The following is a 20,259-nucleotide window of genomic DNA, read 5'->3' on the forward strand; positions in this document are numbered from 1 at the left end:
GGTGTTCCTCCTGCGGATCGGATGAGTGGGCGGGGTGGTGCGGCGGGTCAGAGGCCGAGGTCGAGCAGCTCGGCCAGGATCAGGCGGCCGAAGGCGAGGCTGCCGTGGATCGCGTCGGTGGCCTCGCTGAACTCCGGGCGCTGGACGCCCGCCCCGTCGGTGACGCGGGCGCGCAGGTCCACGACCTCGACGCCGAGTTCGAGGAGCGCGCGGCGCACCACGTCCTGGGCCGCCATGAAGACCACCGGGTCGGACATGCCGGGCACCCGCTGCGGCGGCATCACGGAGACGACGCGGAGCCCCAGGTCACGCGCGTGGCCATAGAAGGCGAGGGCGTCGCGCACCGTGGCCCGGACGAGGTCGTCGAAGAGACGGCTCTCCAGGAAGCCGGGGACGAACGCGCCGCCGACGCGGTACACGTCCCAGTTCGCCGTCGTCGCGACGAAGTGCGCGCTGAAGCCGAACGTGCACACCAGCGGCACGGTGAGCTCGTCGAGCCCGCCGACGCCGATCTCCTTGAGGAAGCCCCGGTAGAGCGTGTCGGTCTCGGGCTTGCGGAAGGCGACGTCGTTCCCGCGCCGGTCGAAGAACTCCGCGTTGAACTCGCGCCCCGCGCCCACGGGACCGCCGCTGAAGGCGATGCCCGCGGCCTTGGCCGCACGGCCGATCACCCCCGCGTGCGAGTCGCCGAGCAGCAGGAAGCGGGCCGTGGCCGGGTCAGTGGGAGTTGTAGTAGTCGAGTACGGCGTCATCGCACCAGAAGTCCTCTCCGGCGTTCGGGGTGGTGGGGCGGTCGGCGGGCCGCGGCCGCTCGGCGGGGCGCGGGGCCCCGGCGAGGCCGTCGAAGAACCGGCCCATGACGAAGTCGACGCCCTCCGGCGTGACCGTGCGCAGGTTCGGCTCGAAGAACCCGGCCCGGAACGGCGCGCCGGTCACGATCTCGTACGAGGGGAAGTAGTCGACGTGGTCGAGCTCCTGCGCGAGCTGCCCGGCCACCGCGCGCAGGACGGACTTGGAGTACGTGGTGGCGGTGAGCGCGTGCGTGCCCGTCGCGGTCGCCGTCAGCGGGACCGGGGACACGGTCAGGAGCACCCGCAGCCCCGGGTTGACGCCCCGGGCGAGCTCGACGGCCCCGGCCAGGTCCCGGTACACCTCGGCGAAGGTGAAGTTGTGGAAGGCGTGCCGCTCGGCGTCGTAGGTGCCGCGCACGGTGCCCGGGCAGACCGGGTGGACCGTGCCGTCGACGCGGTCCAGCCACGCCTCCGTCAGGCCGAGCGTGAAGACGAGGCAGCTCGCCTCGGCGACCGCGCCCCGGATCGCCGCCAGGGTGTGCTCGCGCGCCCGCGCCACCTCCTCGGGCGAGGCGTGGCCCGTGGGCTCCACGGACGGGCGGAACGGGTCGAAGAAGCGGCCCTCGTCCTGCCACACCCCCGCGGGCGGGGCGCTCTCGCCCAGCGCCCACGACAGCCACTGCCGCAGCGTGGCGGCGGTGTAGATGTTGCCGGTGCGGAACGAGAACGCGCCGTACTGGCGGGCCTCGCGCTCGGCCGCGGTCAGGCCCGGCGGGGCCGGTTCGGCGTCGCGCCAGTTCATGCCGCGCTCCAGCAGGGCGCGGCCGATGTGCCGGGCGAAGCACGACCCGGCGGTGAGGATCACGTCGTCCTGCCCGAGGGCGAACTTGGGCGTCCACAGCTCCGCGATGTCCCGCGGGTCCGGCTCGGCCACGGCGGTGCGCCAGAAGGAGCGCGGCGGCAGCGATTGATAGGGGTTCATGAGGTCCTTCGATGGTGCGTCGGGCGGCGTCAGCAGGCCCCGGGGGCCGGTGTCGACGTGGCGTTGACGGTGTCGGCCACCGCCCGTACCCGAGGTGCCCGGACGATGTCGTAGTGCGTGGTGTCGAGCGGGTGGCACTCCCGCAGGGCGGGCAACCGCTCCTGCCACAGCCGCTGTTGACGCTCCGGCGCGCCGAGCGCGGGCAGCCCCGCCACCGGCCGCGTCGCCAGCCACAGCCAGGCGGGCGTCGCCGCGAGCACGGGCGGCTCGTGCTCCGCCATGCCCACGATGTTGGCCCGGCAGCAGCGCGCCAGGCGCTCCGCGTAGGCCGTCGCCCCGGCGCTCGCCCGCCCGGCGTCGCCGCCCTGGTTCAGCTCGTGGGCGAAGACCGCCTCCAGACGCGTGTCGTCGTACGCCTTGAAGTGCGGCCCGGCGTCCGGCGGCGGCGGGTCGAGCAGATAGAGCCCGGCGGCCGGGCGCCCGGCCGCCTCCGCCTCGGCGGCCATGGCCTGGGCCACCCAGGCGCCGAAGGACCAGCCCGCGAGCCGCCACCGCCACGTGCCGTGCGGGAAGCGCGCCTGGAGCGCGGCGTGGTACTGGCGGGCCCGCTCGGCGAGGGACCAGGAGGGCGGCTCGTCGCCGCGGAGCGCGGGGTCGGCGATCAGACAGACCGTCAGGCGGGGGTCGAGGGCCGACACCAGCGCGCGGTACGCCTGGATGTCGCCGCCGACCGGGTGCACCAGGCACACCACCTCGCGGCCCGTGCCCTCCTGCCAGACCTCCAGGGCGACCGGCTCCGTGGTGGCGGGCGCGGCCTCGCCGAGGTGCGTGAGCACTTCGTTGAGGCTCACCCGGTGGCTGAGCCGGGACAGCTCGATGTCGACGCCGAACCGTTCGTCCACCTCGGCGATCAGGTCGATGAGCGTGAGCGAGTCGGCGCCGTGGTCGTACAGCGAGGCGTCCGGGTCGAGCTCGTCGAGGCCGAGGGCGTCCCGGAGCCACCCGGCGAGTTCACCGACGTCTCCTGTGGCGCTCACCGGCGCGTCCCGCTCCGCGAGGGGCGGCGCGTCCTGGCGTACGGCCAAGGGCGCGTCGTCCGGCGGCGCGTAGAAGTCCCGCGCCCGCTCGATGTCCGTCGTGGAGACCAGGAGCTGCGGCAGCTGGAGGCGCAGCGCCCGCTCGAAGAGCCGCTGCCCCTCCTTGACCGCGAGGCCGCACGCGAGGTGGGCCTGGTGGCGGGCGTCCGAGCGCAGCGCGTCGCGCGCCATGCCGACCTCGCTCCAGATGTCCCAGTCGATGCCGATGCGCAGCGTGGCCTCGTCCGCGCCGGACCGGTGCCGGGCGAAGCCGTCGAGGAGGCCCGCGGACGCGGCGTAGTCGAACTGGCCGATGCCGCCGAACTGGGCCGCCATGGACGAGCAGTACACGGCGAAGTCCGGCCGGTGCCGCTCGATCAGGCGCTCCACGAGCAGCGCGCCGCCCAGCTTGGCCGCCGTCACCCACCGCGTCGCGGCGCCGTCACGGCGGGCGATCAGGCCGCCGCCCGCCGCACCGGCGGCGTGCACCACGCCGTCGACCCGGCCGGTGTGCCGCTCGATCCGGGCCAGGACGTCGTCGGCCGCGTCCTCGGCCAGGTCCGCCGCGACCAGGTCCACCCGGTCCGCCCACTGCGTCAGGTCGGCCGGAAGGCGTCCGCTCCGGGACAGCAGGACCACACGGCAGTCGGCGTGGGTGAGCAGCATGGCCGCGAGGGCGCAGCCGATGCCGCCCGTGCCGCCGAGGACCACATAGGTGCCGCCCGGCGCCACGGACAGGGCGGAGGGCGCCGCGAGCGCGGGCGCGGGCACCGGGAGCAGCGCCTGGCGCCACCAGTAGCCCTGCCGCAGGGCGAGCCGCCGCGGCAGGTCGGCCGTGGCGTCCGCGCCGGTCAGCAGGCCCGCGACGGCGCGCGCCCAGTCGGCGGGCGCGGCGCCGGGCAGGTCGAGCCAGCGGCCGTCGACGCCGGACTCCTGCGGCACGACCTCACCGGCGCCCGCGAGGAGCCCCAGCTCGGGCCGGTCCACGGCGCCCAGGACGGGCTGGGCGCCGTACGACAGCCACCAGGCCCGCAGCCGGAGGTGACCGGCCGCCTGCACGAGCGCGGCCGGAGTGTCCAGACAGGCCCACCGGGCGCGCTCCAGGCTCGCCCCGCCGACCGGTCCCTCGACGGCGAGCGGCAGCGCGTGCAGCCAGTCGACCCCGGCCCGGGTCGCGTCGCCCAGGGCGGCGAACAGCTCCCGCAGCGAGTCCGCGTCGGCCGGGTCCACCTCGTACACGTCGTCGGCGACGCGGGCGAAGGCGGCGGCCGCGTCGACCCGCACGACCCGCTCGTACGCCGCCTCGAAGACGCGCAGCGCCTCGGCGGGCAGCGGCCCGGTCGTCATGACCACGAGGAGGCCGGAGGTGGCGGGGCCGTCGGTGCGGGCGGCGCGGGCGAGGCGCACCCAGTGCGGCTGGTGCAGCCAGTCGGCCTCGGGCAGCCGCTGCGGCTCCGCGCCGGACTCACGGGATGCGGCGGCGCGCTCGAAGGCGTACGGGGTGAGGCGGAAGACCGGCGGGGGGAAGTCCCACGGCGCGGGGGCGGGGCCCTCGGGCCAGCGCACGGTCCGGCCGGACAGCCAGGCCTCGGCGAGCTCGGCGGCCGTGCGGCCCCCGGCGGGGCACGGCTCGTCGTCCGCGCTCACCTCGACACCGGACACCGTGCGCAGCCACGCGACCGCCGCGGCGGCGTCGGCGCACACGGCCGCGGCCCGCCAGCGGCGCGGCGTGCGGCCCGCCTGAAGGTGGCGCAGTACCTGCGCGTACGCCTCGGGCCGCGCCTCCAGGTAGGAGGCGACGCGGGCGGCGTCGGCGCGCAGGCCCTCCGCGCTGCTGCTGGAGAGCACCAGGCAGGGGACGGCGGGGGGTTCGGCGGCGGCCTCGTGCGCCTCGGCGGCCTCAAGGACCAGGTGCGCGTTCGTGCCGCCGATGCCGAAGCTGCTCACCGCCGCGACCCGGGGGCGGCCCGCGGGCCAGGGCAGCTCCCGCGTCGGCACGTAGAAGGGCGCGATGTCGGGGCCGAGCTTCGGGTTGAGCTGGTGGAAGTCCACGTTGGGCGGGATCACCCCGTGGTGCACCGCGAGCGCGGCCCGCACCAGGCCGACCACGCCCGCGGCGGCGCCCAGATGGCCGATCTGGCTCTTCACCGACGTCAGGGCGCACCGGTCGGAGCCGTCCAGGGCGAAGGCCTGGCGCAGCGCGCCGACCTCGACCGGGTCGCCGAGCTGGGTGCCGGTGCCGTGCGCCTCGACATAGCCGAGGTCGGCGCTGGTGCGGCCGCTGCGGCGCAGCGCCGAGCGGATCACCTCGCGCTGGCCCGGCAGCGAGGGCGCGCTGTAACTCAGCTTGCCCGAGCCGTCGTTGTTGAGCGCCGAACCCGTGACCACCGCGTACACGGTGTCGCCGTCGCGCCGCGCGAGCCGCAGCGGCTTGAGCACGACCACGCCGACGCCGCTGGCGCCGATGGTGCCGCTGGCGTCGTCGCTGAACGGCCGGCAGTGGCCGTCCTTGGAGAAGATGTGCTGCGGGCGGTAGCGGTAGCCGTCGGTGAGGAGCGTGTCGACGAGCACGCCGCCCGCCAGCATCACGTCGGCGTCGCCCTGGCGCAGCAGCCCGGCAGCCACGTGCACGGCCACCAGCGAACTGGCGCACGCCGCCTGGACGGTGAAGGCGGGACCCGTCAGGTCGAGGTGGTAGGCGACCTTGGTGGTGAGGAAGTCCTTCTCGTGGTGGAGGGCCATCTGGAAGCTGTCGGGCAGCCGCTCGGGGTCGGCCTCGCGCATCAGGCTCTGGTGGTACGTGTTCTCGCCGCACCCGGCGACGATGCCGACGCGCCGCCCCGCGGGGTCCGCGATCCCGGCGTGCGCCAGGGCCTGGACGGAGCTCATCAGGAGGTGGCGCTGCTGCGGGTCCATCAGCCGCGCCTCCTGGCGGCTGAGGCCGAAGTGCTCCGGGTCGAAGCCGAGGAGACCGGACATCTGGCTGCGGGCGCCGACCAGGCCTTCGGCGGCCTCGAAGTGCTCCATGCCGCGGCCCCCGGACCGCACCAGGTCCCAGAACGCCGCCAGGTCGTCGGCGCCGGGCAGCCGCACGGCCATGCCGATCACGGCGATCGGCTCGTCGGCCAGGCCCTCGGGCCCGGACTCCCCGCGCGCGGGCGCGGTGCTCGCGTCCGCCTCGGCCGCCCCCTGGTCGAGGAAGCGGGCCAGGCCGCGGATCGTCACGTGCTCGAACAGGTCGGGAATGGTGAAGTCGAGACCGGGCTCGGCGCCGCAGCGCAGATGGAAGCGCATCAGGTCCAGGCTGGTGGCCCCGGCGTCGAAGAACCGCTGCTCGGGCCCGACGGGACGGCCGAGCACCGCCTCGAACAGCTCGGTGAGCCGGGCCTCGCGCGCCGAGAGGACCGGCGCGGCCCCGCCCCGCGCCCGCAGCTCCTCACCGGGCGCGGTGAGCACCCCGCGGCGGTCCAGCTTGCCGCTCGGCGTGAGCGGAAGGCGCGCGAGCCGCCGGAAGCGGTCGATGCGCACGTGCGCGGGAAGCAGCGGCGCCAGATGGCGCGTCAGGTCCTGAGGCGACGGGACGTTCCCGGGGCACTCCAGGCACGCCACGAGCCGGGCGTCGTCGTCCCGGGCCACCACCGCGCCCGCGACGTCGGGGTGGCGCAGGAGCGCCGCCTCGACCTGGCCCAGTTCGAGCCGGTGGCCGCTCAGCTTGATCTGCTGGTCGTCGCGGCCCAGATAGTGCAGCAGGCCGTCGTGGTCGAAGCGGGCCACGTCGCCGCTGCGGTAGAAGGTGCCGAGCCCGGGCAGCTCGACGAAGCGCTCCGCGTTCAGGGCCGGGGAGTCGAGGTAGCAGGGGGCCACCGTCGGCCCGCCGATGAGCAGTCGGCCGGGGCAGCCCGGCGGCACCGGCTCGTCGGCCTCGTCGACCACGCGCAGCCAGAAGCCCGCCACGGGCGCGCCGATCGCCGGGCGCTCCGGCCAGTTCGCCGGGTCGCCCTCCAGGCACAGGGAGCTCACCACGTGCGTCTCGGTCGGCCCGTAGTGGTTGAACAGGCGCGCCCCCGGCAGTCCGGCGAACCAGGCGCGGATCGCGTCGGTGCACAGCAGCTGCTCGCCCGCCGTGATCACCTCGCGCAGGCGCGCGGGGAAGCGGCCGAGCCGCACCGCGTGCTCGGCGAGCACCTGGAGCGCCACGTACGGCAGGAAGAGTCGCTCGATGCCCGCGGCTTCGAGCTGGTCGAGCAGCGCGGGCGCGTCCTGGCGCCAGGCGGGCCGCACGAGGTGCAGGGTGCCGCCGCCGCACAGCGTGCTGTAGATCTCCTGGAAGGAGACGTCGAACGACAGCATGGAGAACTGCTGCGTGGCGGCGGGCGCCGTGAGGCCGCCGGTCGTGCGCTGCCAGTGGAGCAGGTTGGCCAGCGTCCGGTCGGACACCTGGACGCCCTTGGGGGTGCCGGTGGAGCCGGAGGTGAACAGGGTGTAGAGCGGCCGCGCGCCGTCGTGCGGCGGGAACTGCACCGCCGCGTCCGCGGCCGCCGGGCCCAGGACGACCTCGTGGCGCGGCAGCCCCTCCGGGGCGAGCGCGGCGAGCGCCGCCTCGTCGCCGGGCGTGACGAGCACGCACAGCGGCTCCACCTGCTCCAGGATCTGCCGCAGCAGTCCGGGCGGGTACGTCGGGTCGAGCGGCACCGCGGTCAGGTTGAGCCGGGCGAGCGCCAGGAGCGCCACCACGTGCTCGACCGACGGCTGGAAGTACAGCGCGACCTGGCACCGGCCCCCCACCGGCAGCGCGTGCCGCTCGCTCAGCTCGGCCGCGAGCGCGGCGGCGTGCGCGTCGAGTTCGGCGTACGTCACCGTGCGGTCCCCGGTGGCGAGCGCCGGGGCGTCGGGCGTGCGCCGCGCCTGCTGGGCGAAGCCCTCGGCGATGGTGGTGAAGGGCAGGGCGAGGGCGTCGGAGCGGCCCGGCTCCGGCAGGGCCCGGCGGTAGGGCGCGACCAGCTCGGCCAGGGTGGTGTCGGCGCCGTCGGCGAGCCGGTCAAGGGCGCGCCGGAACAGCTCGTCGAGGGCCGCCACTTGGGCGGCGTCGAAGTGGCCCGCATCGTACTCCCACAGGCAGTCGAAGCCGGTGCCGCGCTCGATGACCGACAGGGTCAGCGGGCACTTCGCCCGGTCCGGGACCGGCCACTCGGGGCGGGTCGCGCAGCCGGGCAGCGCGAACGCGTCGAAGTCGGTGTTCTCCAGGACGAAGAGGAAGTCGAACGGCGCGTCGCCCGCGCCCGCGCCCCGGTCCGCCAGGGCGTCGGCCAGGGCCACGTCCTGCCGGTCGAGGACCGCGCGCGCCGCGGCGCCGTGCTGGAGCAGCTGGGTGCGGAGCCGCTCGCCGGGCGACAGGTCCAGGGGCAGGAGCACGGTGTTGGCGAACATGCCGACGCTGGCCTCGAAGTCCTGCACCGGCCGGTTGGCCACGGGTCCCGCGATCCGGGGCCGGGCGCGGCCCGTGACCCCGTACAGGCTCCAGGCGTACACCCCGAGCAGGAGCTGGAAGCGGGTGAGGCCGAGATCGGCGCAGAGCCGGTCGAGCGCGGCGCGGCGGTCCGCGTCGAGCGTGGTGTGCAGCAGCCCCGCGCGCTCGTCCGCGCGGACCGGCTCCAGCGGCGCGCTGTCCGGCGCGGCGTCGGCCGACTCGGCGTAGTGCGCGCGCAGTTCGGCGCGCAGCGTCCGGTAGGCGTCGCGGGAGAACCACTCGCTCTGCCAGGTGGCGTAGTCGAGCGGCGTCGGCGCGGGCCGCGCCTGCGGGGCCGGGTCCGCGCCGTCGCGCGCGTAGTCGGCCGAGAGCTCCCGGAAGAGCACGTTGAGGGACCAGCCGTCGACCGCGATGTGGTGCAGGAGCAGCAGCAGGTCGCCGCCGCCGGGCCGGGGCAGCCAGCAGGCCCGCATCAGCTCGGGCCGCGCCAGGTCGAAGGGGGCGGCGAGGAACCGCTCGGTGAAGGCGCGGCGGCCGTCCTCGTCGCGCAGCGCCTGCGGGTCGGGCTCGGCCCACGGGTCGTAGGGCTCGGCCACCACCTGCCGCACCCCCTCGGGCGTGGCCTCGAAGGCGGTGCGCAGCGCCGGATGGCGCTCGACGAGGCGCCGCAGCGCGCGCCGCAGCGCCTCGGTGTCGACGTCGCCGTCCACGCGGAAGACCATCGGGACGTGGTACGCCCGGGACGCGGGGTCGCGCTGGTGGAGCAGCCACAGCCGCTGCTGCTCGGAGGTCGCGGGGGCGGAGCGCGCACCGGCCGGGGCGGGTGCCGCCGGGTAGGGCGAGCCGCCGGTGCCGTCCGCGCCGCCCGCCTCGACGGCGGCGGCAAGGTCGGCGAAGTCCGCGTGCAGGACCAGGGCCTGGGGCAGCTCGCAGCCCCAGCGGCGGCGCGCCTCGAAGCGCAGCCGCAGCGCCTTCAGGGAGTCGCCGCCGCAGGCGATCCAGCGGTCGGCGAGGCGCAGTCCCGCGAGGCCGAGGACCTCGCCCGCCAGGTCGAGCACCTCGCGCTCCAGGGCGGTGACGGCCTCGGCCGCACCGGGCTCATCGGCACGCCGCCAGGGCGCGTCGGGGCGCCGCAGCAGGGCCGCCTTGTCGACCTTGCCGTTCGCGTTGAGCGGCAGCGCGTCCACCAGGTAGGCGCGGTGCGGCCGCATGTACGCGGGCAGGCTCGCCGCCAGGTGCGCGTCGAAGTCGTCGTACGAGAGGTCGGCGCCGAGGACCAGATAGGCCAGGAGTTCGTTGACGCCGCTCGTGTCGCGGCGGGTGCACACGTACGCCTGGCGCACCGCCGGATGCGCCACGATCTGCCGCTCCAGCTCGCCCGGTTCGACGCGGAAGCCGCGGACCTTGACCTGGCGGTCGGCGCGCTCCACGTACGCGATGTGGCCTTCGGCGTCCAGGCGCACCAGGTCGCCGGTGCGGTAGTGGCGCGTGGAGCCGTCCCTGTGCCAGGGCAGCGTGACGAAGCGGCGGCCGGTCTCCTCGGGGAGGTTGCGGTAGCCCGCGGCGAGCGCCTCGCCCGACAGATACAGCTCGGCCACCTCGCCGGGTGCGGCCGCGCGGCTGCCGTCGGCCGCCACGAGCAGCGTCCCGGTGCCCGGCAGGGCGCGCCCGATCGGCACCACGTCGCCGTCGAAGTCGCGCGGGATGGGGTGGCACAGCGCGAACGTGGTGGCCTCGGTCGGGCCGTACACGTTGTGCAGACGGGTGCCGCTGTCGGCGTTGTCGCGGTACCAGCGGCGGATCAGACGGGCGTTGAGCTGCTCGCCGCCGGTGAGGAGCTGGCCGACGGAGGAGAAGCAGTGCGGCACCTTGTCCACGACGGCGTTGAACAGCGCCACCGTGATGAACACGATGTCGACGCGCAGCCGCTCCAGGGCGGCCGCGAGGGCCTCGGGGTCCTGGACCGTGGCGTCGCCGAGGATCACGCAGCGGCCGCCGGTGAGCAGCGGCACCCACACCTCGAAGCTGATCGCGTCGAAGGCGGGGTTGGACATGCAGGCGAAGCCGGCGCCCTCGTGGGTCTCGACGTAGCCCGGCCTGGCCAGGCGCAGTACGCCCGCGTCCCGGACCTCGACGCCCTTGGGCTGCCCGGTGGTGCCGGAGGTGTAGAAGACGAACGACACCGGCGCGGCGGGCGCGAGGGCGTCCGGCGCGTCCGGGCCGCCGTCGAGCAGCGCGGCCACCGGCAGCGGGCGCACGTCGTCGGGCAGCGCGTCGGGTGCCGCGCCGCCGTGGACCACCGCCACGCATCCCGAGTCGGTCAGGATGTGGCGGCGCCGTTCGGGCGGGCTCTGGGCGTCGAGCGGTACGACCACCGCGCCCGCGCGCAGCGCGCCGAGCATGGCGCAGACCAGTTCCCAGGAGCGCGGCAGACAGACCGCGACCGCCTGGCCCGGGCGCACGCCGTGGTGGCGCAGCGCGGCGGCGACGGCGGCACTGGCCGTGTCGAGCTCGCCGTAGGTGTGGGACCGCTGCCCTTCGACGACCGCGACGGCGTCGGGGTGGCGGCGGGCCCGGTCGAGCACCGACCGGGCGAGCGTGGGGGCCGGGGACGGCACCGGTGCGGCGATGGTCATTCCGCCTCCCGCGCCGGAGCGGACTCGGCGAGCCGCGGCTGACCGGTCCCGGCGATGCGGGCCAGTTCTGCCTCGATCCGCGCGGCGATCCGGAGGATCTCGGTGGACTCCAGCATGCCCCAGTGGTCGCAGGCGATCGACTCCACCTCGAAGTCGCCGTCGGCGCGCTCCCGCCAGAAGGCGCGCACGTCCGCGAGGAAGTCCTCCGTCGCGCCCTCGACCGCCTGGAGGAAGACGGTGCGGGCCGCGGTCGGCAGCGGGTCGTAGGCGACCGCGGTGGTGCGGTTGTGGTTGTAGATGTGGAAGTACTGCTCGATCTGCCGGTCGTCGATGCCCGGGTACATGCCGTTGAACTTCACCAGCTTGTCGCGGAACTCGGCCATGTCGACGGTGGCGATGGTGTCGCGCTGCTCCGCGTCGCCAGCGCCCTGGGCGTCGAGCAGCACCACGCTGACGTCCTTGCGGCCCGCGTCGGCGAGGAGGCGGCCCATCTCGTGGGCCACGAGACCGCCGTAGGACAGGCCGGTGAGGATCAGCGGCCCGCCGGACAGCGGCTCGATGAGCTTCAGATAGGCCTCGGCCATGGCCTCGACCGTGGGCAGGAAGGACTCCCCGGGGTTCACGCCAGGGGACTGGATGCCGTGGACGCCGATGTGCTCCGGCAGCGCCTTGGCCAGCGAGAGGTAGCAGAAGGCGGTGCCGCCCGCCGGGTGGACGCAGACGACGTGCGCGGCGCCGTCGCCCGCGCGGAACCGCAGGAGGTTGCTCGGCGGCGCCCCCGAGGCGCCCCGGCGCAGCCGTCCGCCCAGCTCCTCGATGGTCGGGTGCAGCATGACGTCCCGGACCGACAGGGTCTCGCCGAAGGCCTCGCGGACGGCGTGCACGAGCTTGATGGCGGAGACGGAGGTGCCGCCGATGTCGAAGAAGCTGTCGCGGATGCCGATGTCCGGCTGGAGCAGCAGCCGCCGCCATATCTGATAAAGCGTCAGTTCTATGTGGTCGCGCGGGCTCGCCAGATTGACCTGGGCGGGCCGGTCGGCGCGGGCCCGCTCCAGGAGCGCGGCGCGGTCGAGCTTGCCGTTCTGGGTCTGCGGAAGGCGCGGCACCTCGACGAAGACGCCCGGGACCATATGGGCCGGAAGCCGTCGCGCCAGGGCCGCGCGCCACTCGGCGGCCGGGCGCGGGGGCGCGTCGCCCACGCCGACGGCGGCCACCAGCTGCGGCTCGCCCGCGCCGTCCCGGTCGGCGATGACCGCCGCCTCGGACACGCCGGGCTGGTCGAGCAGCGTCGCCTCGATCTCGCCCAGCTCGATGCGGAAGCCGCGCAGCTTGATCTGGTGGTCGCGGCGGCCCGCGTACAGGAGGTTGCCGTCGGGCAGCCAGCGGACCAGGTCGCCGCTGCGGTACATGCGCGCGCCGGGCACGAACGGGTCGGCCACGAACCGCTCGGAGGTCAGGCCGGGGCGGCCCAGATAGCCGCGCGCCAGGCCCGCCCCCGCGATGTACAGCTCGCCGACCACGCCGACCGGCACCGGCCTGAGCCGCTCGTCGAGCACGTACGTACGGGTGTTGGCCACCGGCGGGCCGATCGGGGCCTGGCGTTCCAGGTCCTGGGGGGTGAGGTACGCCGTGCAGTACAGGGCGGTCTCGGTCGGGCCGTAGCCGTAGAGGATGCGCAGGCCCGGCAGGACCCGGGTCATGCGGTGCAGGCTGTCCTCGGGCAGGGGTTCGAGACCGGTGATGAGGTAGCGCAGGGACAGGCCCGCGAGACGCTCCTCGGGCGCCTCGCAGATCCACTTGACGTAGGCGGGCGGAAGCAGCGCCTCCACGACGCGGTGCTCGCGCATCCAGGCGAGGAGCGCCTCGGGGTCGTCGCGCACCTCCTTCGGCACAAGGTGGAGGACGCCGCCCGAGGTGAGCGGGAGCAGCAGCTCCTGCACCGAGGCGTCGAAGGCGAAGCCCGGCCACATCGCCGAGGCCTGGCCCGGCGTCGCGTCGAACCGCGTCAGCCAGTAGTCCAGGAGGTTCAGGATGCCCCGGTGCGTCGCGGCCACGCCCTTGGGGCGGCCGGTGGAGCCGGAGGTGTAGATGACGTACGCCAGGTCGTCGGGGCGGAAGCCGCGGCCGGGCGCGTCGTCACGGAGCCCCTCGGCCTCGACGGCGGTGAGCGGCAGCCAGGCCTCGTCCGGCGGCGCGGCGTCGTTGCTCAGGACGAGCAGGGCGTCGGCGTCCGCCACCATGCCCGCGAGCCGCTCGGCGGGCAGCGCCGGGTCGAGCGGCAGATACGCGCCGCCCGCCTTCAGGACGCCCAGGATGCCCACGAGCAGGTCCACCGACAGATGCGTGTGCAGGCCGACGACGCGGTCGGTGCCGACGCCGCGCGCCATCAGGGCGTGGGCGAGCCGGTTGGCGCGCCGCTCCAGGGTGGCGTAGTCGAGCGCGTCGCCCGCGTGGACCACGGCCGTCTGGCCGGGCCGCTCCCGCACCTGGGCCTCGAAGCGCTCCACCAGACCGGCGGGCGAGCCCGGGGCGGCGGTGTCGTTGAAGTCCACGAGCACCTGGCGGCGGGCGTCCTCGTCGAGCACGGTCAGCTCCGCGACCGGCGTGCCGGGCCCGGCGGCCAGCTGCTTCAGGACGTGCCGCAGCTGACGGACGTACCGCTCGGCCGTCCCGGCGTCGAACAGGGCGGTGGCGTAGTCGAGCGTGCCCGTGAGCCCGCCGTCCTCCTCCGCCAGGGTCAGGGTCAGGTCGAACCTGGCGACCGTGAGCGGCGTCGCGAGCGGCGTCGCGTCGAGGCCCGGCAGCGCCCACACGCCGTCCTCCGCGCCGTCCCGCCAGTCGAAGAGGACCTGGAACAGCGGGGTGTGCGCGAGGCTGCGGGCGGGCTTGACGGCCTCGACGACCTGCTCGAACGGCAGGTCCTGGTGGCGCTGTGCTGACAACGTTGCCGCGCGGACGCGCTCGATGAGCCCGCCCACCGTCAGGTCGTCGGACACTCCGATCCGCAGCGCCAGGGTGTGGGCGAAGGAGCCGACGAGCCCTTCGAGTTCGGGGCGGCTCCGGTGGGTGGTGGGCGTGCCGATCACCACGTCGGACTGGCCCGCGGCGCGCGCGAGCACCAGGGCCCAGGCGGCCAGGACCGTCATGGACAGCGTCGCGTCGCCGCCGACGTCCTTGAGCGCGGCCGTCAGCTCGGCGTCGACGTCGAGCCGCACCCGCCCGCCGCGGAAGTCCTGCTCGGCCGGGCGCGGCCGGTCGGTCGGCAGCTCCAGGAGCGCCGGGGCGTCCGCGAGGGCCTGGCGCCAGTAGGCGCGCTGCCGGGCCGCGGCCCCGTCGGGCGCCGTGTCGGCCAGCCACTGCCGCTGCTGGGCGGCGTGGTCGGCGTACGGCACCGGCAGCGGCGGCAGCGGGTCGGGCGCGCCCTCGCGGAAGGCCGCGTACAGGGCGCCGACCTCCCGGGTCAGGACGCCGAGGGACCAGGAGTCGGCCACGATGCGGTGCGCCGTGAGCATCAGGACGTGCCGGTCGGCGCCGAGCGTCACCAGGCGGCCGCGGATCAGGGGGCCGTGCGCCAGGTCGAACGGGGCCGCGGCCTCCTCCCGGAGCAGGCGCGTGAGTCCGGCCTCGGCGTCGGCCCTGCCGGTCAGGTCCTCGGCCGTGAGGGGCAGGCTCCCGCCGGGCGGGCCGATCTCCTGGACCACCGTGCCCCCGTCGGCCACGAGGCGCGTGCGCAGCACCTCGTGGCGGGCGACGAGCGCGTCCAGGGACCGGCTCAGCGCCGCCCGGTCCAGGGCGCCCCGCAGCTCCACCGCCGTGGGCATGTGGTGGGCTTCGCTCGCGCCCGGCATGTGCGACAGGAACCACAGCCGCTGCTGTGCGGAGGACGCCGCCAAGGGGGCGGCGCGGTCCGCGGTCGGGAGGGTCACGGAAAGGGGGACGTCGCTGTTCGCGGACAAAGCTAACTCTTCCACTCTGCGGGTGGCTTGTTCACGGTGGTGAGGGGAGTGGTGACGGAAAGGCGCGGAGATATCACTCAGCGAGGTCGTCCGAGTATCCCGACAGTTCCGAATTCGCAATCGGATCCATAACGCGTCGGGTCTTTGGGCCCAAGGGACGCCGATCGTAAGCGAATTCGTTGCGGTGCGGCCCGATATGCCGTCTGACCTGCTGTGTGGCCTGGATACCTCCGGACACGTGGGGAGCCGTCAACGGGATGATCGATCAGTCGTTGAGGGTCTGTCAATATGGCTGCGCCTGTCCTGCCCTGCCGCTAACGAGTGGTATGGGAAAGGTCATAGACTTAGGCGCGGGTATTGCCTGGAGGGGCCGTTTCCGGGCAGATTGGGCCACCGGCCGCGTGCCAGGGGCACCGACCCGCTCTCGCTGTGGGCGCCAACCGCCGCGTGCCGGGTCCGCCGCCCGGCCGCCGTGCCCGTGGCCCCGTGAGGGCCAACCCCGCCGACCGGCCCCGCTCTTCGACGCCCGGCCGCCGCTCAGCCGTCGCCGGGCCCCGCCCCCGGCGCGCCGGGCGGCGGAGCCTCGGTCGACGCCGCGCGCCGCAGGTGCTCGGCGAGAGCCACCGCCGCGGGTGCCGCGGCCCGGTCCCCGACGCCCCACGCCAGCAGGAGCCGCCGCCGCGACCAGCCGTCCTGGAGCGCGCACACGTCGAGCGGCCGGTGCGGGTCAAGGGCGCGGCGCGGGACGACGGCGAGCCCGACCCCGGCGGCCACGAGCGAGACGAGGGTGCTCAGACCGGCGACGCTCGTGCGGTAGCGCACCACCGGCGCGTGCGGGCCGAGGTGCCGCTCGATCCAGCGGCGCAGCGAGGACTCGGCGTCGAGCCCCACGAGCGGATGCTCGGCGACCTCGCTGTACGTCAGGGCGGTGCGCCCGGCGAGGATCCCGCCCGCCTGGCCGATCACCACGAGGGAGTCGTCGCCGAGGGGCTCCAGGACGAGCCCGCTGTCGTGGGCCTCGTCGTCGACGACGACCCCGAGGTCGGCCTCGCCGTCGGCGAGCATCCGCAGGGTCCGCGGGGTCCGGCTCTCGGACACCGTGACGTCGGTGTCCGGGTGCGCGCGCAGGAACGACACCAGTGCCCGCGGCACCAGGCCGTGCATCGCGGACCCGCCGCTCAACAGGGTCAGGGGCGCGGCGGGGGAGCGGGTGTAGCTGGCGACGGCGCTCTCCAGGCGCGCCGTGTGCGTGAGCACGTCGCGGGCGTGCCGGGCGAGGGCGGTGCCCGCCGGCGTCGGCCGCACCCCGCGCCGCCCCCGGATCAGCAGGGCCACCCCGGCGTGCCGCTCCAGGGAGCGCACCCGGGCGCTGGCCGACGGCAGGCTCAGATGCATCCGCCGCGCACCCGCCGTGATCGACCCCTCCGCCACGACGTGCAGAAAGAGCCGGAGGTCGTCCAAGTCGTAGCGCACCTCCGCGAGCCTATGGCACAGGCTGAGGCACAGTGTGTCGAATACGCATTGTGGGCCCGCCCCTGGCCGCGTGATGCTCGGCGGGTGTCCGAGATCCTGTTGGCCCTCATCGCCGGAGTCGCCGCCGGCACGCTGAACGCCCTCGGCGGCGGAGGCACGTTCGTGGCGCTGCCCGCGCTCGTCGCGGTCGGCGTGCCGCCCGTGACGGCGAACGCCTCGTCGACCGTCGCCCTGCTGCCCGGCACCATGGCCAGCGCCTGGGTGTACCGCCGCGACGTCGCACCGGTGGGCGAGACCTCCACGACGGCGCTGACCTCGGTCAGCGCCGTCGGCGGCGGCCTCGGCGCGGGACTGCTCCTGGCCCTGCCCGCGGCCTCCTTCGACGCGGCCCTGCCGTGGCTGCTCGCCTTCGCCACCGTGGTCCTGGCCTGCGGCCGCCGTCTGGCGCGGGCGCTGAGCGACGCCACGGGGCGCCCGTTCGGCCTCGGCTCCACGGCCGTGCTCGGCGGGCAGTTCCTGCTCGCTCTGTACGGCGGATACTTCGGCGGAGCCGTAGGCATCATGATGATGGCCCTGTGGAGCGTCGGCCTCGGCCTCGACACCGCGGTCAGCAACCCCATGCGGACCGTCCAGATCGCGGCCATCTACCTCACCGCGGCCGTCCTCTTCCTCGTCCGCTCCGACGCCCTGGAGACCCCCTGGCTCCTCGCCGCCATGCTCACCGGCGCGGTGACCGGCGGCTTCACGGGAGCCCACGTCGCCCGCCGCCTGTCCGCGCGCGTGCTGCGGGGCGTCATCCTCACCACCGCCGTCACCATGACCGTCCTGTACTTCGTCCGCAGCTGGGGCTGACCGAGGTGGCCGACACGACCGGAGGCGCCGGGGCCCGGCTGCTCCTCGCGTACGAGGCGTACGAACTCTCCGAACTCGCCCGCGCCGCCGTGCCGGTCGGCCCGCGCGAGCTGCGCCCCGATGGCACGCCCCGGGTGCCGGGCGCCGCCCTTGCCGACGCCGCGCACGTGCTCGCGGCCGCACGGCGGCTGCTCGAAGCGGCCGTCGTGTACGAACGCCTCGGCGGCGCCGCCTGGCAGCTCGTCGGCGACGTGCTCGGCGTACCGGCACACACCGCGAGCGAGCGGTACGCACCGGCCGAGGCCCGGTTCCGCGCGGGCACCCCCGAGGCCCCGGAGCGCTGGTGGCGCGCCCACGTGCGGCGGGCTCCCGGCGAGGCCGCGCGCGACCTCGACGACTGGGTCCTGCGCCACGCCGACGGCGAAGCGGACCCGGGCCCCGCACCGGTCTCCGGCGGCCTGCCCTAACGCCCTTGGCGGGCCAGGGCCGTCAGCCCTCTGAGGCCGCCCCGCAGGGCCAGCGCGTGGTTGACGCGGAAGACCGGCCGGGCCATCGGCATCCAGCGTCGGAGCGCGGCCTTGCGGACGGTGACGTGCTGGGTGAGCGTGGCGACGCAGCCGTCGTTCCCGTCGGGGGCCACGGTCCAGCGGACGCTGCCCGCGATGTCCCCGTCGAGCGCGGCTTCGAGGACGCGCGCGGCCGGGTCCTCCGCCACGGCCGTCAGCGTGGCCCGCAGCGCGTACGGGAGCGCCGATCTGATGACGACCTCGCACTTCCGCTCGCCGGTCCGCCGCACGGAGCGGAAGGCGGGCCACCACGTGGGGTAGGACGGCACGTCGGCGAGGAGCGCGTACAGGGCGTCCGGCGCGAGCGGGGCGCGCCAGGTGCCCACGAGGCGGATGTCGTGGCGGTTCACGCGGTTCTCCCGGTCGGGAGTGGGGCGCAGGGCGGGGGCAGGTGGTCGCGGGTCCTGGCGAAGAACGCGCCCGTGCCGAGCAGCCACATGGCGAGGAACCAGGCGGGGCCGAGCAGCAGATGACCGTACGGAGTGACGCCGGGCGTGAAGGCCGCGGCGACCGCGACCTGGGTGGGTCCGTATCCGGGCAGGAGCTGGAGCCCGTCCTTGTCGGCTCCCGCGTTGCTCATCGGGTTCTGGAGCATGGTGTCCAGCAGGCTGGCCATGATGATGACGAAGAGACCGGCCAGCTCGTTGCGCAGGAAGGCGCCGAGCAGGATGCCGATGCCGCCGTAGCTCACGGCGGCCGCGAACAGGCCGAGCGCGAGCAGGACGGGCCGGACCGGATCCCAGTACCAGCACACCACGGCGGTGGCGTACACCGCGATGAGCGCGGAGGCGGCCGCCATCGCGACGACCTTGCCGAGCAGCAGACAGGAGCGGGGGTAGCCCGCGAGCGCGAGCCTGCGGTCGAAGGCGAGCGCCTTGAAGGTCGTCATGAACATCATGAAGCCCACGATGAGCGTCACCGTGTTGACGGCCCCCGACACCATCGTCAGGTGGTTGCCGTCGACGGTCACGGTCCGTCCGGCGGCGCGCAGCAGGAAGCGCAGCCGGTCGGGCGTGACGAACCAGTGCTCAAGCGTCAGCCAGAGCGGGATGTACCCGACGACGAGCACCAGGGCGAGCCGGTTGCGGGCGTGTTCGAGCAGCGCGAAGGCGGCACCCGTGCGGAAGGCCTCCCCGGTCCGGCTCATCGCGCCGCCCCCGGGACACCGGCCGGGCGGCCCTGTGCGCTCCACGGCGTCGCCACGCCGTCGCGCAGCCGGTGCACGACGTCGAGGCGCCCGGCGTCCCAGGCCAGGTGCGACACGACCAGGACGCAGCGGCCCCGGTCGCGCAGCCGGGTCGCCACGTCCCAGAAGCGCAGGTACGTCTCCCAGTCGAAGCCCTGGTACGGCTCGTCCAGGAGCAGCACCCGCGGGTCGTGCAGGAGCGCGAGGGCCAGGTTCAGCTTCTGCCGGGTGCCGCCGCTGAGCAGGCCCACGCGGGTGTGCCGGTACTCGGCGAAGTGCAGCTCGTCGAGGAGTTCCTCCGCGCGCCCCGGCCCGTCGACGCGGTAGGCCGTGCGGAACAAGCGCAGGTGCTGGTCGACGGTGAGCGCCTCGTTGAGCACCGCCTCCTGCGGGCAGTACCCCAGCGAGCCGCGGCGCTCCACCCGCCCCGCGTCGGCGGCGACCTGCCCGCACAGGATGCGAAGGAGTGTGCTCTTGCCCGAGCCGTTCTCCCCCACGACGCCCGCGAGGGTGCCCGGTTCGAGGCTGAACGACACCCCTCTCAGGACGCGGCGCGAGCGATAGGCCTTGTGGACGTCGCGCACGCGCAGGGCGTACGGGGCGGTCGGCACGGCGATCTCCTCCTGCGGGGTGGGCGGGTCAGGGGCGCGCGGCGGTGCAATCGGCCTCAGCGCCTGCGGCGGGACAGGCAGGCGACGAGGGACCGCCACTCCTGGCGCACCTCGCCGGGCAGCCGCGCCGCGTCGAGCGCGGCGAGGGCCGCCGCCACATGCCGGGCGGCGGCCTCCTCCGCGCGCTCCCGGCCGCCCACGGCCTCCAGGAGGCGCATGACCTCGGGGACGCGGTCCTGCGGCAGCGGCACGAGGTCGAGCAGCTCCGCGACCCGGCGGCCCTCGGGGGAGTCCGCCGTCGCGGCGAGCACCAGCGGCAGCGTCTTCTTGCCGCGCACCAGGTCCGCGCCGACGGGCTTTCCGGTGAGCGCGCCGTCGCCCCACAGGCCGAGCACGTCGTCCAGGATCTGGAACGCCACGCCGAGGTCGCAGCCCGCCGCGCGCAGCGCGCGCACCACCGGCGGCGGCGCGTCCGCGAGGACGGCGCCGAGGGCGGCCGCGCAGCCGAAGAGCGCCCCGGTCTTGCCGCGCGCCATGCGCGCGTACCGGCTCGTCGACACCTCGCGCAGCGCGCGCCGCTCCAGGGCGAGGTCCTCCGCCTGGCCCTCCACCATCTGCTCCACCGCGACGATGAGGTCCTCCATGGCGGCCGGGCGCCCGGCG

General features: G+C 75.4%; 11 protein-coding genes. 2 read left to right on the forward strand and 9 right to left on the reverse strand.

Going from position 1 to position 20,259, the window contains the following annotated elements; translation table 11 throughout:
• Positions 1-47: 47 nt before the first annotated feature.
• The 5 genes from ACIG3E_RS16050 to ACIG3E_RS16070 form a co-directional block, all read right to left on the reverse strand.
• A complete protein-coding gene (locus ACIG3E_RS16050) occupies positions 48-752 on the reverse strand; it encodes a hypothetical protein (RefSeq protein ID WP_399616088.1) in 705 nt (234 codons plus the stop codon).
• Positions 718-1,773: a GSCFA domain-containing protein gene (locus tag ACIG3E_RS16055; protein ID WP_399616090.1), complete on the reverse strand. Its 1,056-nt coding sequence runs from the start codon at positions 1,771-1,773 to the stop codon at positions 718-720. Before ACIG3E_RS16055 ends, ACIG3E_RS16050 begins: the two co-directional genes overlap by 35 nt.
• Before the next feature lie 29 nt (positions 1,774-1,802).
• Positions 1,803-10,952, reverse strand: coding sequence for an amino acid adenylation domain-containing protein (locus tag ACIG3E_RS16060; protein WP_399616092.1), 9,150 nt, complete (start codon positions 10,950-10,952; stop codon positions 1,803-1,805).
• Positions 10,949-14,878, reverse strand: a complete 3,930-nt coding sequence (locus ACIG3E_RS16065; RefSeq protein WP_399616094.1) for an amino acid adenylation domain-containing protein — start codon at positions 14,876-14,878, stop codon at positions 10,949-10,951. The genes ACIG3E_RS16060 and ACIG3E_RS16065 overlap by 4 nt, the downstream gene beginning before the upstream one ends.
• A 567-nt stretch (positions 14,879-15,445) precedes the next feature.
• On the reverse strand, positions 15,446-16,381 hold the full coding sequence (locus tag ACIG3E_RS16070) for a LysR family transcriptional regulator (protein WP_399616096.1): 936 nt from the start codon (positions 16,379-16,381) through the stop codon (positions 15,446-15,448).
• A gap of 84 nt (positions 16,382-16,465) precedes the next feature.
• Between ACIG3E_RS16070 and ACIG3E_RS16075 the strand changes: the two genes are divergently transcribed.
• Together ACIG3E_RS16075 and ACIG3E_RS16080 are read left to right on the forward strand one after the other, a co-directional pair.
• Positions 16,466-17,233: a sulfite exporter TauE/SafE family protein gene (locus ACIG3E_RS16075; protein ID WP_399616098.1), complete on the forward strand. Its 768-nt coding sequence runs from the start codon at positions 16,466-16,468 to the stop codon at positions 17,231-17,233.
• 5 nt (positions 17,234-17,238) lie between these two features.
• Positions 17,239-17,700, forward strand: a complete 462-nt coding sequence (locus ACIG3E_RS16080) for a hypothetical protein (protein ID WP_399616100.1) — start codon at positions 17,239-17,241, stop codon at positions 17,698-17,700.
• Here ACIG3E_RS16080 and ACIG3E_RS16085 read toward each other — a convergent pair.
• Genes ACIG3E_RS16085 through ACIG3E_RS16100 form a run of 4 tightly spaced genes read right to left on the reverse strand, consistent with a single transcriptional unit; the run spans position 17,697 to position 20,240 of the window.
• Positions 17,697-18,149, reverse strand: a complete 453-nt coding sequence (locus ACIG3E_RS16085) for an SRPBCC family protein (protein ID WP_399616102.1) — start codon at positions 18,147-18,149, stop codon at positions 17,697-17,699. The two genes, ACIG3E_RS16080 and ACIG3E_RS16085, sit on opposite strands and share 4 nt — an antisense overlap.
• Positions 18,146-18,946 carry an ABC transporter permease gene (locus tag ACIG3E_RS16090; RefSeq protein ID WP_399616104.1) on the reverse strand — a complete coding sequence of 267 codons (801 nt, stop codon included), beginning with the start codon at positions 18,944-18,946 and terminating at the stop codon, positions 18,146-18,148. The genes ACIG3E_RS16085 and ACIG3E_RS16090 overlap by 4 nt, the downstream gene beginning before the upstream one ends.
• A complete protein-coding gene (locus tag ACIG3E_RS16095) occupies positions 18,943-19,596 on the reverse strand; it encodes an ABC transporter ATP-binding protein (RefSeq protein ID WP_399616106.1) in 654 nt (217 codons plus the stop codon). The genes ACIG3E_RS16090 and ACIG3E_RS16095 overlap by 4 nt, the downstream gene beginning before the upstream one ends.
• Before the next feature lie 56 nt (positions 19,597-19,652).
• Positions 19,653-20,240, reverse strand: a complete 588-nt coding sequence (locus tag ACIG3E_RS16100) for a polyprenyl synthetase family protein (RefSeq protein ID WP_399616108.1) — start codon at positions 20,238-20,240, stop codon at positions 19,653-19,655.
• Positions 20,241-20,259: the final 19 nt, after the last annotated feature.

The organism is Streptomyces sp. NPDC053474 (genome assembly GCF_044544845.1).
Lineage (GTDB): Bacteria > Actinomycetota > Actinomycetes > Streptomycetales > Streptomycetaceae > Streptomyces.

Excerpts from the sequence above, each read along its gene's own strand:
- ACIG3E_RS16100 (WP_399616108.1), bottom strand. The coding sequence starts at position 20,240 with ATGGAGGACCTCATCGTCGCGGTGGAGCAGATGGTGGAGGGCCAGGCG.
- ACIG3E_RS16055 (WP_399616090.1), bottom strand. The coding sequence starts at position 1,773 with ATGAACCCCTATCAATCGCTGCCGCCGCGCTCCTTCTGGCGCACCGCC.
- ACIG3E_RS16060 (WP_399616092.1), bottom strand. The coding sequence starts at position 10,952 with ATGACCATCGCCGCACCGGTGCCGTCCCCGGCCCCCACGCTCGCCCGG.
- ACIG3E_RS16090 (WP_399616104.1), bottom strand. The coding sequence starts at position 18,946 with ATGAGCCGGACCGGGGAGGCCTTCCGCACGGGTGCCGCCTTCGCGCTG.
- ACIG3E_RS16050 (WP_399616088.1), bottom strand. The coding sequence starts at position 752 with ATGACGCCGTACTCGACTACTACAACTCCCACTGACCCGGCCACGGCC.